Annotated in this window: 16 protein-coding genes; 7 read left to right on the top strand and 9 right to left on the bottom strand. The window is 59.8% G+C overall.

Annotated features, from left to right (window positions below; genetic code table 11):
* Positions 1-170: 170 nt before the first annotated feature.
* Entirely contained in the window at positions 171-731 is a 561-nt protein-coding gene (locus tag ACUVTA_RS05055; RefSeq protein ID WP_445951885.1) for a phosphatase PAP2 family protein, read from the top strand.
* Here the strand turns inward: ACUVTA_RS05055 and ACUVTA_RS05060 are convergent.
* From ACUVTA_RS05060 to ACUVTA_RS05095, 8 genes are all read right to left on the bottom strand, one after another.
* Entirely contained in the window at positions 682-1,944 is a 1,263-nt protein-coding gene (locus tag ACUVTA_RS05060; protein ID WP_445951886.1) for a competence/damage-inducible protein A, read from the bottom strand. The genes ACUVTA_RS05055 and ACUVTA_RS05060 overlap by 50 nt on opposite strands.
* A 173-nt stretch (positions 1,945-2,117) precedes the next feature.
* Complete coding sequence (locus ACUVTA_RS05065; protein WP_445951887.1) at positions 2,118-2,333, bottom strand: hypothetical protein; 216 nt, start codon at positions 2,331-2,333, stop codon at positions 2,118-2,120.
* Positions 2,312-3,058, bottom strand: a complete 747-nt coding sequence (locus ACUVTA_RS05070; protein ID WP_445951888.1) for an AAA family ATPase — start codon at positions 3,056-3,058, stop codon at positions 2,312-2,314. Before ACUVTA_RS05070 ends, ACUVTA_RS05065 begins: the two co-directional genes overlap by 22 nt.
* 17 nt (positions 3,059-3,075) lie before the next feature.
* Positions 3,076-3,375, bottom strand: a complete 300-nt coding sequence (locus tag ACUVTA_RS05075; RefSeq protein ID WP_445951889.1) for an AAA family ATPase — start codon at positions 3,373-3,375, stop codon at positions 3,076-3,078.
* Positions 3,324-3,743 carry a hypothetical protein gene (locus ACUVTA_RS05080; RefSeq protein ID WP_445951890.1) on the bottom strand — a complete coding sequence of 140 codons (420 nt, stop codon included), beginning with the start codon at positions 3,741-3,743 and terminating at the stop codon, positions 3,324-3,326. The genes ACUVTA_RS05075 and ACUVTA_RS05080 overlap by 52 nt, the downstream gene beginning before the upstream one ends.
* 80 nt (positions 3,744-3,823) lie before the next feature.
* Entirely contained in the window at positions 3,824-5,167 is a 1,344-nt protein-coding gene (gene rimO, locus ACUVTA_RS05085; protein ID WP_445951891.1) for a 30S ribosomal protein S12 methylthiotransferase RimO, read from the bottom strand.
* Positions 5,168-5,281: 114 nt separating this feature from the next.
* Positions 5,282-6,151, bottom strand: coding sequence for a helix-turn-helix domain-containing protein (locus tag ACUVTA_RS05090; protein ID WP_445951892.1), 870 nt, complete (start codon positions 6,149-6,151; stop codon positions 5,282-5,284).
* 125 nt (positions 6,152-6,276) lie between these two features.
* Positions 6,277-8,514, bottom strand: coding sequence for a DNA translocase FtsK 4TM domain-containing protein (locus tag ACUVTA_RS05095; RefSeq protein WP_445951893.1), 2,238 nt, complete (start codon positions 8,512-8,514; stop codon positions 6,277-6,279).
* Between the two features lie 200 nt (positions 8,515-8,714).
* Here ACUVTA_RS05095 and bioF point away from each other — a divergent pair, with 200 nt between their 5' ends.
* The 6 genes from bioF (at position 8,715) to bioB (ending at position 14,575) form a co-directional block, all read left to right on the top strand.
* Positions 8,715-9,878, top strand: a complete 1,164-nt coding sequence (gene bioF / locus ACUVTA_RS05100) for an 8-amino-7-oxononanoate synthase (RefSeq protein ID WP_445951894.1) — start codon at positions 8,715-8,717, stop codon at positions 9,876-9,878.
* Positions 9,879-9,992: 114 nt separating this feature from the next.
* A complete protein-coding gene (gene bioD / locus ACUVTA_RS05105; RefSeq protein ID WP_445951895.1) occupies positions 9,993-10,796 on the top strand; it encodes a dethiobiotin synthase in 804 nt (267 codons plus the stop codon).
* A complete protein-coding gene (gene bioA / locus ACUVTA_RS05110; protein WP_445951896.1) occupies positions 10,793-12,169 on the top strand; it encodes an adenosylmethionine--8-amino-7-oxononanoate transaminase in 1,377 nt (458 codons plus the stop codon). Before bioD ends, bioA begins: the two co-directional genes overlap by 4 nt.
* A complete protein-coding gene (locus ACUVTA_RS05115; RefSeq protein ID WP_445951897.1) occupies positions 12,166-12,849 on the top strand; it encodes an alpha/beta hydrolase in 684 nt (227 codons plus the stop codon). The genes bioA and ACUVTA_RS05115 overlap by 4 nt, the downstream gene beginning before the upstream one ends.
* A complete protein-coding gene (locus ACUVTA_RS05120; protein WP_445951898.1) occupies positions 12,840-13,592 on the top strand; it encodes a methyltransferase domain-containing protein in 753 nt (250 codons plus the stop codon). Before ACUVTA_RS05115 ends, ACUVTA_RS05120 begins: the two co-directional genes overlap by 10 nt.
* A complete protein-coding gene (gene bioB / locus ACUVTA_RS05125) occupies positions 13,589-14,575 on the top strand; it encodes a biotin synthase BioB (RefSeq protein ID WP_445951899.1) in 987 nt (328 codons plus the stop codon). The genes ACUVTA_RS05120 and bioB overlap by 4 nt, the downstream gene beginning before the upstream one ends.
* 95 nt (positions 14,576-14,670) lie before the next feature.
* Here bioB and ACUVTA_RS05130 read toward each other — a convergent pair.
* A partial coding sequence (locus ACUVTA_RS05130; RefSeq protein ID WP_445951900.1) for a hypothetical protein occupies positions 14,671-14,856 on the bottom strand: 186 nt, incomplete at its 5' end.

Below are 14,856 nucleotides of genomic sequence, written 5' to 3' on the forward strand. Positions count from 1 at the left end.
CCTGCCGGAGTGCTACATGAAGAACCCCGAAAGCCCGACTTTTTCTAGAGATCTCGTTTATGTTTTCTTAGTTACTTAGCCGGGACGCGATTTCAGGAATTGGCCTCTTTTGACCAAAAAGTCACCGCCTGGATAAAGGCACTCATATTCCCCCAGCAGTCGCCCCAGTCATGCTTTTTTCTCGTTTATCGGTTCAAGCAGCACCGGTCGGCGTTTTTACCGCCGGTACAGCCCTTTTCTTCTACCGTCAGCAACGTAACCGAGAAGCCACGGTCGTAGCTACAGCGGTTTTCGGCGCCTTCCTCCTCGAAGAGCTATTTAAATCGATTCTCCGGCGCCCGCGCCCCTCCCCGCAGCCCTTTACAGGCGCTTACGGCTATAGCTTCCCCCGCGGCCACGCTACCGTCGCCGCCGCCATGGCTGTAGTTCTTGCCTGGTCATGGTACTACCGCCACGCCCGCAACCGACCATCTCGCTGGTTTGGGCCGGTAATAGGCTTGCTCTTACCCCTCTTTATCGGGGTAAGCCGCGTTTATCTCGACGCTCACTACCCGAGCGATGTCCTGGCCGGCTTTATCCGCGGCACCGCATGGAGCGCAATGGTAGCGGCCTTTCTTGCTCCCACCCACCACAAAGGATTAGCCCGCCGCGCGCCGGTAGCCTTGGCCCCCTCGCGGTCCATTACGGAGAGGAACTCTCGTCACTTTCAAGCAGGTCGCGCAGCATCTTAAGCGCGGCGTTGGCCGCTCCCTGGCGGACGGCGAAGCGCCGCCCCGGAAAGTTGTACTTTTTCACCACGGTTTGGCCCGGCACGGCAACCGCAATATAAACCAGCCCCACCGGTTTCTCGGGCGTCCCGCCCGTCGGTCCGGCGATGCCCGTAATGCCGATGCCGGTATCCGTGCCCAAAAGCCGCCTCACCCCCTCGGCCATCGCCGCCGCCGTCTCTGGGCTTACCGCGCCCTTATCCCGAAGAATCTCCGCCTGGACACCGAGAATCCTTTCTTTCACCTTATTATCGTAGGCAACGATACCGCCCATAAAATAAGCCGAGCTACCGGGAACATCGGTCAGCCGGGCGGCCACCATCCCCGCCGTGCAGGATTCCGCCACCGCGATGGTATAGCCCTTCGCCGCCAAAAGCTTCCCGGCAACCTCTTCAATGCTTTCTTCGTCGTAGGCAAAGACGTAGTCACTAAGCCGGGCGCGCACCTCTTTTAGCACCCCAGCCACCAGTTGCTGGGCTTCAGCTGCGTCACGCCCTACAGCGGCAATGCGGACATGGACCTCCCCCGGCTTGGCGATGTAACCAAGCTGGACTTTTTCTTTCCCCTCCAGGTCGCGGAGCAAGTCCTGAACGGCGTACTCGGCGATTCCCGTAATCCTAACCACGCGAAAATTTAAAACGCTGTCGCGGGCGAGACGCTTTGAAAGAAACGGTACCACGTGATCCTCAAACATCGGCGTGAGCTCACGCGGTGGGCCAGGTAAGGAAACGATGATCTTGCCTTCTTTTTCGACAATGCATCCCGGAGCCGTCCCGGCCGCATTCGGCAGGACTATCGCTCCTGCAGGGAAATACACCTGCCGCGTGAGATTCTCTGGAACCGCCTGGCCCCGCTTGGCGAAATACTCTTTTATCCAGGAAAGAACAGTTTCGTTGCGAACCAGCGGCAGCTCTAGTACCTCCGCAACGGCCGCCAGGGTAAGGTCATCACTAGTAGGGCCAAGCCCCCCGGTAGTGATAATCAGATCGGCCCGCCCGAGGGCTTCCCGGAGGGCGCCCGTTAACCCCTCCCAGTCGTCACCCACCGTCGTGTGCCGGACAATCTCTACGCCAAGGGCTGCAAGCTCCTGCCCGAGACACTGCGCATGGGTGTTAAGCACCTGTCCCAAAAGCAGCTCAGTTCCTGTGAAGATGATTTCCGCTCGCACTACAACCACCCTACCTATAAGTTAGCGACTTATTTCACTAATTCGCAAAAGGAAGCCGATTCCCTGCCTGATATTTTTATAACCCGAAAAACTTTTTCATCCGGGAAACCCACCCGAAGAAACCGAAAGCAAAATATTCTATAACAACCTTACCGGCTAAGATATAAATTCGGCCGGGCGGTTCACCCGGCCATCTCTTGGGCTACCAGGGCTTGAAACTCTTCTCCCGAAAGGCGTTCCTCATTCATCAACCGTCTCGCGATGTGGATAAGTAAACCCTTCCGGGCCTCAAGATAGCGGCGCACCTCTTCCTCCCGCTTTTTGAGCACGTCCGTAAGCACCCGGTGGCGGACCGTATCGGGGAGCTCCGCCATGGCTACCACACCGAGTTCGGACATCCCCGCCCGTATACCATCGTTTCCGCAACGCTGATCGCCTGCTCAAAGTCGTTCGTAGCCCCGGTGCTCCGGCTACCGAGCACAACTTCCTCGGCGATCGCCCCTGCCAGCAAAACTGAGAGGCGGTTTTCCAATTGCTCCTGTGTATAAAGGTAGTTATCATTTTCACTTTTCTGGCGGAAATAGCCAAGCGCGCTACCGCGCGGCGTAACCGTAAGGGTAGTAACCGAACCGGGCTCCTTTGCCTCGCTCAGTAGGGCGTGTCCCGTTTCGTGAACCGCAACCCGCCAGAGTTCATCCCGGGTCGGCCGCCGGTCAAGCTTATCCCCTAGCAAGACCTTCTCCACTGCCTCCACAAAGTGATGGTGGTGAATCTCCCGCAACCCTTCACGCATCGCAAGGATCGCCGCCTCGTTGGCCAGACTTTCAAGGTGCGCGCCCGAAAAACCGAAGGTTTCTTTGGCAATAATAGGCAGATCCACATCGGCCGCCAACGGCTTATTCCGCGTGTGCAGCCGCAAGATTTCAAGCCGCCCCTCGCGGTCGGGAAGCTCCACCCGTACCTGGCGGTCAAACCGGCCGGGGCGCAAAAGCGCCGGGTCCAGGAGATCGGCGCGGTTGGTCGCCGCGATAACGAGAACATGCACCGTATCGTCCGCCTTGATCCCGTCCATCTCTACCAAGAGCTGGTTTAGCGTCTGGTCGCACTCTAAATGGCTGGTCACCTTTCCCCGGCGCGAACCTAAAACGTCGATCTCATCGATAAAAATGATGGCGTTTTTCTTTTCCCGCTTTGCTGCGCCTTTTCCCGCGCGGTCTGAAAAAGGCGCCGCACCCGTTGAGCACCGACGCCCGCGTACATTTCGACGAATTCTGACCCACTCGCCGCGACGAAAACCGCATCCGTATAACCAGCCGCCGCCTTGGCAAGCAAGGTTTTACCGGTCCCTGGCGGGCCCGTCAAAAGGATCCCCTTGAGCGGCCTGATACCTAAATGGCGGGCGCGGTTATAGTTCTTGATAAAGTCGAGCGCCTCCCGCAACTCTTTTGCGCGAGGGCCTGGTAAATGACGAACTGGCTCCGGTAAAAAACCTCCTCCAGCACTGCGTCCCGGTTGTCAGCGATCTTCAGGACAAAAGGCCGGTTCCCTAACGCCTCTCCTGTCAGACGCTTGAGCTCCTGGTAGGTAAGCATCAGATTCCCCGGTGCGCGGAGACGTACGGTCACCACAAGCTGCCCGTTTTCCGTACCGACCTTAAAATCAGCTACCTGCGGCTGTTTTGCCAACGTCTGCTGGAGTGCCTGCTGGTAGCCGTACCTTTCGTAAAGGAACTGGCCGCCAAAAAGGCAAACCAGCTCAATGCCCAGGGCTACCAGAATCGCCTTTACCCGCAGTCCGTGCCAGACCACCGCAACTCACTCCTACCGTAAAAAAACAGATTCTTTACTGTTGACCGATTGATTATAACATGTTTTAAGGCCCTTTTTCCTTATGGAATTTCTGGAATTCCGATCATTTCTCCTACCAGGTCGTAAGGGCGCGCTCCGGTCACCCGGACCCGCACAAAGGTTCCGGGGGGTAACGTTTCCCGCGCGGTGAAATAGACCTTACCGTCAACTTCCGGAGCATCGGCTTCGCTCCGCCCGTAAAAGCGACGTCCTTTGCTCCCCTCGACCAGCACGAGGAGCTCCCGGCCCACCTTCTCCTGGTTGCGCTGCAGTGAGACTTCGCATGCCAGGGACCAGAGCTGGCGCAACCGTTCCCTTTTCACCCGCCAAGGAACTTGCCCCGGCAACGCCGCCGCCGCGGTTCCCTCCTCCCGAAAGTAAGGGAAAATACCAACCCGGTCGAAACCGCACTCCCGCACCGTCGCCGCAAGCAGAGCAAAATCCGCCGCCGTCTCTCCCGGGAAGCCGACGATAAAGGTGGTGCGGAGGGTAACCCCCAGAACCGCCGCCCGGACGCGCTCCACAAGTCTTGGTACGTCAATGACCGGACGCTTCATCGCCCGCAGGAGTTGGGGGCTCACGTGCTGCAGCGGGATATCGAGATAATTACAAACCTTCTCCTCTGCGGCCAGCACGCCGAGGAGTTCATCAGAAATCCCCGTCGGATAGGCGTAAAGGAGGCGCACCCAGCGAATACCCTCGAGGCGGGCAACCTCCCGGAGGAGCGATGGCAGTTCCGGGCGCCCGTAAAGATCAAGCCCCCACTTGGTGGTATCCTGCGCCACCAAGGTCACCTCTTTCACTCCCTGAGCGGCTAAGGAGCGCGCCTCCGCCAGGATCTCTTCCCGGCACCTGCTCCGGTAAGGGCCGCGCAGCTGCGGAATGACGCAGAAACTGCAGCGGTTGCTGCACCCTTCCGCAATTTTAATGTAGGCCATATAGGCCGGGGTAGTCAGCAACCGGGGTGCCGTCCCGGATAAGAAGCCGGGCAATCCTAAAAGCACCGGCTTCTTGCCGGCCAGGGCGCCAGTTACGGCGGTCACCACCTCGCCCACCTTGCCGGTACCTATAAGCGCGTCAATCTCAGGCATTTCCCGGAGCAGTGCCTGGCCGTGGCGCTGGGCCAAACAGCCTGCCACTACGAGCGCCTTCAGCCGTCCTTCTTCCTTGTAACGGGCCGCTTCGAGAATGGCAGCGATCGACTCCCGCTGCGCCGGCGTGATGAAGGCGCAAGTGTTGATCAGTAGCACATCCGCGCTACCCGGGTCCGCCGTGATGGCATATCCCGCTGCTCCCAAGAGCCCGAGCATCACTTCCGTATCCACAAGGTTCTTTGCACACCCAAGACTGATAGCCCCCACGTAGATCAAGTAAGTAAACCTCACTTCGGCGCAGAAATTTTAACAAAATTCAAGACGTTCTAAAATAAACGGGGATTCGCCCCCCGCGAATCCCGAGTCAAACCCGGCTCCCAAATTCTTCTTGACAGTACCTTAACCTTACCCCTGCTGCGCAGAAAACTCGCGCGTTACTACTTCGCCGACCGCACCAAGGTAACCAAGCTCCTGCCCGTTATACGAAACCGCAACTACGCCGGCATTCCCCAGGCGGAGGCTAATCTGTTTTTTAGCTGCAAAGACACGCTCTCCCCCGGCCCGGACTTCGCCTTCGAAAGCCACCGTACCGTCAGTGATAACCCGCATCCAGCAACGGTCTTGCGTAACGCTAAGCTTAACCTCTACACCTTGTGGTACTAGCGATTGACTGGCTACCGGTTCCGCTGTTTTTCTCTGAGCCCCTCCGTTCGTAAACTGCTTGCCAGCCCCCTGGGCGTCAGAGACTGCAGAAGGCGTGGCCGCCTGCCGTGCGGCCGGTTCCTCTTTTCCCGACCGGGGCGCCGCGCGAACGGCTTTTTCTTCGGCCTGTGATTTACTGATTGCTTGTCGCGTCTTCTCCTCGTTGTTCACCATGCGTTCACCAGGGATAGAGACTATCACGCTGTAGAGACTGTTAAAGAGAAGCAGCAGCCCGACCACTCCGGCTACGAGGAAAAAATTCCGGTAGCGCCCCCAGTTGAAAGGGGAAATTAACTTTTCGCCGCGCACCCGTTTCGCCGCTTGCGTACCGTTTTCCTCTTCCACCGGATAGAGAAGATCAAACTCCTGCGCGAGGGCCGCATCATCAAGCCCTAAATAACGAGCGTACGTCCGCAGAAACGCCTTGGCGTAGACGCGCCCGGGCAGGACTGAAAACGCCTCGCTTTCGAGCGCCTCCAGGAACTTGGCCCGGATCTTCGTTTCTTCCCCGGCGGTCGCAATGGTGATGCCTTTCGCTTCCCGGGCCGCGCGCAGCGCTTCGCCTATTCCCATTGCGTCACCCCCCTCTATCCTAACGCTAAAAGCTGGATACTACGGCAAAAACTCTTAAAATTAGCTTAAATTCAAGGTGATTATATCCTATGCCTAGTGCATAGTCAATATTTGCAACAATTTACCTATTTCCGTCGATTAAAGGTAGCCCGGTACTGGTCCCAGGTTATCAGGATAGCGCGGGACTTGCTCCCTTCGAAGGGACCTACGATACCCCGGCGCTCCATGATGTCGACCAGCCGGGCGGCCCGGGCGTAGCCGATTTTGAGGCGTCGCTGGAGCAGCGATATCGAGGCGTGGCCGGCACGAAGAAGGATCTCAACCGCCTGCGGTAGAAGTTCATCGTCATCCTCTGTTACTTCTTCGTTCTCCGTTACTTCAACCGCAATTTCCTCCGTAACTGGCGTTCCCAGCTTCTTGAGATACTCGACCACCGCCTCAACCTCGCGATCCGAAAGGTACGCTCCCTGAACCCGAACCGGCTTGCCAGCACCGACAGGGAAGAAAAGCATATCGCCCCGCCCTAAAAGCTTTTCCGCCCCCGCCATATCCAGGATGGTGCGGGAGTCGACCTGGGAAGAAACCGCAAAGGAGATCCGTGAAGGAATGTTCGCCTTGATTAAGCCCGTAATGACGTCAACCGAAGGCCGCTGTGTCGCTACCACCAAATGGATACCGGCCGCCCGGGCCATCTGGGCCAGACGGCAAATGGCATCCTCAACATCGACTGGCGCTACCATCATTAAATCTGCCAACTCATCGATAACCACTACAATATACGGCAGCCGTCCGGTCTTTTCTTCCCCCGTTCGGGCAATGCTGTTGTAGCGGGTGATATCCCGGACCCCCGCCACGGCCAGCGCCTCGTAGCGCTTCTCCATTTCCCGTACCAGCCACCGCAGGGTAGCCGCCGCCTTCTTGGCGTCGGTAACCACCGGGCAGGCGAGGTGGGGAATTTCATTATAGGTGGCGAGTTCGACCATCTTAGGATCGATAAGGACAAACTTCACCGTATCGGGGCCCGCCTTAAAAAGAATGCTCACGATAAGCGTATTGAGGCAAACGCTCTTCCCAGCTCCCGTCGCTCCGGCAATAAGCAGGTGCGGCATCTGAGTCAGGTCGGCGACCACCGTCTGACCCGCAATTCCTTTTCCGAGGGCTACCGTGAGCGGCGACGCCGACTGGGTAAATTCTTTGCTTTCCAACAGCTCCCGTAGGTGAACCAAAGAAACCTCCTCATTCGGCACCTCAATGCCGATCGCCGCCTTACCAGGGATGGGCGCTTCGATGCGGACATCGGGCGCCGCCATCGCCAGCGCAATATCGTCTGCCAGGCTTACAATTCGGCTCACCTTCACTCCCGGAGCCGGTTGAACTTCAAAGCGCGTAACGGCGGGTCCCTTTGTCACCTGAAGAACCTTCGCCTTTACTCCGAAGCTCGCCAGCGTATCCTCAAGGATCCTGATATTTTCCGTAATGTCGCGCGCCCCACCGCCACCGCGCTGCTTGGGCACCCGGTTTAAGAGACTCAGAGGTGGCGGCCGGTACGTGATCACCTCTTCCAGGGATATTTGCGCCGGTTGCGTCGGAGGCTTCTTTTCGGTAGCCGTGTCAGTCGCTGCCGGTGCTGGTGGTTCCGGCAGCGACGGCGGCGAAGCTTCCGGCACGGGTGGCGTTTCCGGTCTGGCAGGAGCTGGCGCTACGCCGTCGATAATGACCGGAACTACCGGCGAAATTTCCTCTTCCTCCGGTACCACCTCGGTAAAGAGAAAGTTACTCAGGGTGCGCTTCAATTTCCGCCCGGAGCGCAATAACCGCTCCCAGAAGCCCTTGATAAGGTCGCCTGGGGAAAGGGTGGTAGTCAGCGCCAGGCAGGCGAGCGTTATACTGCCTAAAATAACATAGGTGCCGGCGACACCGAAGGCTCGCCGCATGACGTAACTGAAAAAGGCGCCGGTCACCCCGCCGCCATCGCCCACCAGCCCGTGCGAGAGCGCCTGCCGCAGGAGCTTCTCCGGAGGCAGGAGCCAGAGGTCAAGGAGGACGAGGGCAACGAGGAGGAGCCCCCCGGCGCCGTAAAGCTTCAGGCGGAGTTCCTCCCGCCAGCATCCTTCCCGTACAAGGGCGAGGCCAAGAAGACCCACCACCACTGGGACGAGGTAACGGCCCTCGCCCGCCAGCCAGGCGAGAAAGCGACGCACAAAAGCCCCTGCGGCTCCGGCAGAGTCCGTGGCCAGGCTGACCCCCGCGAAGGCGGCCACAGCCAGAAGACCTACACCCAAAAGCTCTATCTTAACGTCTTTAACGTTTTTCTCTTCTGTTTTGCCCGCCGCAATCCGATTGCCCTTCTTTTTCCGGGCCAAGCAACCACCCTCCCCAAGTTAAGGCTGTGCTTCCCCGTCTTTCCCGGACAGGGTCACGTTCGCCACTGCTTTAAATGACTTCGCTGTTGCGCCCATAGCTCTACTTCGGCGCACGCCCGAAATCTCCTGCTGTTCTCCTTGACAGGCCCGGAAGGAGCCTCTATAATTGTAAACCAAAACCATCGTGTGAGGTTGACATTTTGAGCTGGCTCCAAGGATTCCTGCACGGAACCCTGGAAGAACTGGAGCTGGCGGGCCTCAAACGCCAGCTCACCCCCCTCACCCCTGTAGGGCCGGTCCGGGCACTTTGGGAAGGCCGGGAGGTCGTTCTCTTCTGCAGTAACAATTATTTAGGACTCACCCATGACCCGCGGGTAATCGCCCGCGCGCAGGAGGCCCTTACCAAGCACGGCACCGGCAGCGGCGCCGCCCGCCTGGTGAGCGGCCACATCCCCTTGCACCAGGCCCTCGAAGAAGCCCTCGCCCGCTTCAAAGGCGCGGCGCGCACGCTGCTCTTCCCTACGGGCTATACAGCCAACATTGCGGTCCTGAGCGCTCTGGCGGGACGGCACGACGTTGTTTTCTGCGACCGGCTCTGCCACGCCTCGCTCCTCGACGGCGTTCTTTTGAGCGGGGCTAAGCTCGTCCGCTTCCAGCACAACGATCCGGTCTCTTTACGCCGGCTTCTCGCCGTCCACCCGGGCCGCCAGCGGTTTGTGGTTACCGAAGGTGTTTTCTCCATGGACGGGGATATGGCGCCCCTTGGGGAGCTGATTGCCCTAGCCGAAGAGTTTTCCTTGGTGCTAATCGTCGACGACGCGCACGGTACCGGCACCGTCGGACCGGGTGGCAAAGGGGCCCTCGCCGCGCAGGGAATTTCCCCCGAAAAGGTTATCCTTACCGGTACGCTCTCCAAGGCCCTCGGGTCTTTAGGCGGTTTCGTCGCCGGGCCGGCGGCGCTGATCGAGTACCTTATAAACCGCGCCCGGCCCTTTATTTTCACTACGGCTCTCCCGCCCGCTTCCGCTGCTGCCGCCCTCGCGGCCGTCGAAATCCTCGAAGCCGAACCTGAACTTGTTGGCCGCCTGGCGGAAAATACGCGGCTTATGCGCCAGGGACTCAGCGCGCTCGGCATTCCGGTGCCCGGGGAAACGCCGATCATTCCCCTCATCCTCGGCACGCCCGCGAAGGCCCGCCGCGTTCAAGAACGCCTCCTCGCGCGCGGCTACTACGTTCCGGCAATCCGCCCCCCAACCGTACCGCCGGGAACAGCCCGGCTCAGAATCACCGTAAGCGCCGCGCACACAGAAGAGGAGATTACAGGGTTTCTCGCCGCGCTGCAAGAAGCACTCGCTGCGGACTGAAGTTGCTGAAAAATAGAAACTCGTTCCGCTCGCGGTAAACGGCCGGGAACTTGCCAATGAAAAACGTTAAACGCTAAACTGCGAATATCTAACGTAAAAAGGAGGCCCAGACCCTTGCCCGAAGAGCAAAATTTCGCTGCAGGAGAAACGCCAGCTGCCAGACCCACCCTTCCTTCCGTGTTCATCACCGGCACCGACACCGGGGTGGGCAAAACCATTGTTGCCGCCCTGCTCGGCCTTATCTACCAGGACGCAGGGCTACGGGTAGCCTACCTCAAACCGGTGGAAACGGGGGCCGTCAAGCAGGGCGAGGAACTCGTTCCCGGGGACACGAAGTTTGCGGCCCAACTTTTCGACCTTGAGGACGAGCCCCGGGAGATGCTTTGCCCTTATGCCTTTGAGCCCCCTGTCTCGCCGCACCTGGCCGCTTTACTCGTCAAAAGAACCGTAAAGGTTGATAACATCCGGGAGTGCTACCACTACCTTGAGCGGCGCTACCACGCAGTTATCGCCGAGGGCGCCGGCGGGCTTTTGGTGCCGGTCGGCCCGACCCTCATGATGGCAGACATCGCCCGCGAGCTCGGGCTCCCGCTCCTCATTGTGGCCCGGCCTGGACTGGGCACCATCAACCACACCCTGCTTACCATCGCCGCGGCGCTGCGCGCCGGCCTCCAGGTCCTGGGCGTCATCATCAACCGGTATCCCGAAAAGCCCGGGCGCGTAGAAAAGAACAATCCGAAGGCCATCACCGACTTCAGCGGCGTTCCAGTACTGGCGCTGGTGCCCGAAATCCCAGGGTTTAACCCCGAACAACCCGATTACCAGTCCCTGGAAGAGACCGCCCACCGGGTCAACGAAACCCACCGGCTAGCCGAAAAACTCGCCGCGCTCGCTGGCGAAAGGAGGCCCGCGTCATGAAGAGAAAGCTGCCTTACTCCCCGGCAGAAGTTGCGCGCCTCAAAGAGCTCGACCGCACGGTGGTCTGGCACCCTTTCACCCAGATGAAGGAGTACTACAGCGAAGGGGCGCCCATCATCGCCGCCGGCGAAGGCTGTTACCTCACCGATATCGAGGGGAAACGCTACCTGGACGGGGTAAGCTCCCTCTGGGTGACGGTCCACGGCCACCGGGTACCGGCCATCGACCAGGCGATTATCGAGCAACTCCACCAGATTGCCCACTCGACGCTTTTGGGTCTCGGAAATGTGCCCTCCATCCTGCTCGCGGCGAAACTCACCGCTATTGCGCCGCCGGGCCTGGAGCACGTTTTTTACTCCGACAACGGCTCCACCGGGGTGGAAATCGCGCTCAAAATCGCCTTCCAGTACTGGCAGAACACCGGTCACCCCGAGAAAAAGCGCTTCCTGTCGTTTTACAACGCCTACCACGGCGATACCCTCGGCGCCGTCGGTGTAGGGGGGATCGAACTTTTTCACCACATTTATGGGCCGCTCGTGGTCCACTCCCTTAAGGCCCCTTCGGCCTACTGCTACCGCTGCCCCTACGGCCATCCCGGTAAAGACACCTGCAACCGGGAGTGTTTCGCGGCCGTGGCGCAACTGATAGAAGCGCACGCTCCAGAACTAGCAGCGGTAATTGTGGAGCCGGTGATCCAGGCGGCCGCCGGAATGCTCGTTTGGCCGGAAGGGTTCCTGAGCCACCTCCGCCAGCTTTGCGACACCTACGGCGTCCTGCTCATCGCCGACGAGGTGGCCACGGGTTTTGGCCGCACCGGTAAAATGTTCGCCTGCGAGCACGAAGAAGTTTCCCCCGACCTTCTGGTTGTCGCCAAGGGGATTACCGGCGGCTACCTTCCCCTCGCCGCTACCCTGACGACAAGAAAGATCTACGAGGCTTTTTATGCCGACTATGCCGAACTTAAAACCTTCTTCCACGGCCATACCTATACGGGCAACCCCCTCGCCTGTGCCGCCGCTTTGGCGAACCTCCGTCTTTTCGAGGAAGAAGCGGTGCTAACCCGCCTTCAGCCCAAAATCAAGCTTTTGCAAGCACTCCTGGAAGATTTCCGGGAACTCGCGGCCGTCGGGGATGTCCGCCAGGCCGGTTTTATGGTGGGAATCGAGCTGGTCCGCAACAAAAAGACGCGGGAACCCTACCCGCTCGCCCGGCGTACCGGGCACCAGGTAATCCGGAAAGCCCGCGAAAAGGGAGTCATTATCCGGCCGCTTGGCGACGTGGTGGTGCTGATGCCGCCGCTGGCCATCAGCAACGAAGAACTGCGGACCCTCTGTGCCGTGGTGGCTGCGAGTATCAAGGAGGCGGTCGCTTGAACCCGCTCCCGCCGCCTCAAGGCAAAGGCATCACCGTTACGGAGGGGGTCCTTGCCGGTGCCCCGGCATATTTTCTGCACCCAGCAGAGAGGAACGAGCGGTGCGTTCTCGCGCTTCACGGCTACGGGGGAAGCAAAGAAGAGATGCTGGCCCTGGGTCTATCCCTTAGTCGTGCCGGGTGGGCGGCCTGCTTGCCCGACCTCCCCGGTCACGGTGCCCACGCTCTACCGCTCACCGGAGATAGCGCCCGCGCGTTTGCCGCGGCGCTGAAAAAGTATCCTTTCGCCGCGGTGGTCGGCCACAGTCTCGGTGGCCGTATCGCCCTGCACCTCGGGCGCAAACCCCTTTGCCTGCTTTCGGTGCCCCGCGAAGCCCGCTTTACAGGCCGGAAAAGCGAGCTCCTCGCCCTTCTCCGGGCCCGCCGCGTCCGGGAAACCCGGCCGTACGCCGGGCTGGAAGAAGCCCTTGCCGCCCTTGAACCGCTCTGGCCCGACCCACCCGTGCTCCTCCTTCACGGGAGCCGGGACCTCCCCACGTGCCTCGCAGCGGCGCAGGAAGGTTGCGCGCGCGGCTGGGAGGTAACGGTTATACGGGGCGCCGGTCACCTGGACATCCTCTGGGCATCCGAGAGCACCGCTATCCTTATCAACTGGCTTAAGAGGTGGTTAAAATGTCCGTAGCCGAGGTCTTCAGCGCTTCCCTAGCCGAAATTTACGCTACGCCGGTAAACGAACGCTTTTACGCCCGGATCGCCACGGCTCTGGTAAATAAAGTCCAGGCCCGGCTCAATCCCGCGCGCATCTTGGAGGTAGGCGCCGGCACCGGTGCAGCAACGCTAATCTTGCGCCGCTACTTCCCTTCGGTCCCGATCCTGGCTACAGATCCAAGCCTAGCAATGCTCGCCCACAACCGCGGCAAAGGAGTTCCTGGCGTGCGTTACGTTTGTGCTGCCGCGGAAGAACTCGGCGACCTCACGGAGCGCTTCGACCTGATTTTCGGCAATCTCTGCTACCACTGGTTCGCCCCGCAAACCGCGCGCCAGATAACCTCACTTCTGCGTCCCGGCGGGGTAATGGCCTTTTCCGTGCCTATTACCGGGGTCATGCAAGAAGAGGGTAACCAGGTACTCGTCCAAATCTACCGGGAACTCAGCATCCGACAGCCAAAGAGGCGGCGCCTCCCGTCACCCCAGCGCCTCCGCCGCGAATTCGCTTTTGCACCGCGGTGTACGGTAGAAATTATTACCCTCCGGGAAAAGCACCCGCCAGCGCTCTTCGGCACTTTGCTACGCGCCCGCGGCTCCTGGGCCTTCCTCTTTGGCCCGCAAGCCACTCAGGCCGAAGCCCTCTGGCGCAAACTTACCGCGGGCGTGGAGGAGGTTGCGCTCTGCTGGCAGATCGCTCTGGTAGTGGCTGAATTATGAACCTGTTAGCGCAGACGGCACAAATCACCCGCCTCGCGGAGAAAGTCCTCAAAGGGGCAACCCTTACTTTCGAGGAGGCGTGCTTTCTCCTCGCGACCCCCGATGCGGTCACCCCCTTTCTCCTCGGGACGGCCGACGTTATCCGCAAGCACTTTCGCGGCCGGAAGGTTGACCGCTGCGCTATCGTGAACGCCCGCTCCGGGCGCTGCCCGGAGGACTGCCGTTTTTGCGCCCAATCGGCCCGCTACCCCACCCAGGCGCCCGTCTACCCCCTCCTTCCGGCAGACGAGATCCGCTGCCGGGCGCAGGCGGTCTATGCCGGAGGAATCCGGCGCTTCTCTTTAGTTACCAGCGGCCGGGACCCAGGAAGGGACTTCGATAAAATTCTCGGTCTCATCCGGCTGCTCCGCAAGGAGTTGCCGGAACTCCAAATCTGCGCCTCTTTAGGCGTTTTACGGCCTGAAGAAGCCCGGGCGCTGAAAAAGGCCGGGCTTAGCCGCTACCACCACAACCTCGAAACGGCGGCCAGCTTTTTCCCCCAGATCTGCACCACCCACCGGCACGCCGACCGGGTGGCCACCATCTTGACCGCCAAGGAGGCCGGGCTTGAGGTTTGCGCCGGAGGGATTATCGGGCTCGGCGAAACGCCTGCCCAGCGGGCCGAACTTGCCTTTGCCCTGCGGGACCTCGACGTTCCTTCTGTCCCCGTAAACATCCTCCACCCGATTCCCGGCACCCCCCTTGAAGCGGCACCCCCCTTGCCGCCCTTAGAAATCCTCCGGACACTGGCGGTTTTCCGCTTCATCCTCCCGCGCGCCACCATCCGGTACGCTGGCGGGCGAGAGCACAACCTCCGCGACACCCAGGCCTTAGGACTCGCCGGTGGCGTGGACGGCCTCATCACCGGCGATTACCTTACCACGCGCGGCCAGGGAACCTCCCGCGACCACACATTGATCCGCGACCTTGGTCTAGAGCCTTAGGCTTCTTGCATTGATCATTTTCACCAGGATAAAATATTAACTACAAGAACTTTCCAGGAAAGGATGGTCACAATTGCGCTGCCCACTTTATGACGTTAAGATGAATCATCATGATTACCACGATCCTTACCACCCCAAAAAGCACAAGTTGTTGCTGGGAGAAATTTTTGATATTTTTGATTGAGCGCTAGCAGGAAACCCCTGGGGTCTGGTCGAATAATAAAATTAATGATTTCACTGCAAAAACCCCTGTTAAAGTTGGCGAACTTGAGCGAAAAGCC

This window comes from Thermodesulfitimonas sp. (assembly GCF_052743955.1).

Coding starts and splice junctions, on each gene's coding strand:
- ACUVTA_RS05055 (WP_445951885.1), top strand. CDS start 171: ATGCTTTTTTCTCGTTTATCGGTTCAAGCAGCACCGGTCGGCGTTTTT.
- bioA (WP_445951896.1), top strand. CDS start 10,793: ATGAAGAGAAAGCTGCCTTACTCCCCGGCAGAAGTTGCGCGCCTCAAA.
- ACUVTA_RS05065 (WP_445951887.1), bottom strand. CDS start 2,333: ATGTCCGAACTCGGTGTGGTAGCCATGGCGGAGCTCCCCGATACGGTC.
- ACUVTA_RS05090 (WP_445951892.1), bottom strand. CDS start 6,151: ATGGGAATAGGCGAAGCGCTGCGCGCGGCCCGGGAAGCGAAAGGCATC.
- bioB (WP_445951899.1), top strand. CDS start 13,589: ATGAACCTGTTAGCGCAGACGGCACAAATCACCCGCCTCGCGGAGAAA.
- ACUVTA_RS05120 (WP_445951898.1), top strand. CDS start 12,840: ATGTCCGTAGCCGAGGTCTTCAGCGCTTCCCTAGCCGAAATTTACGCT.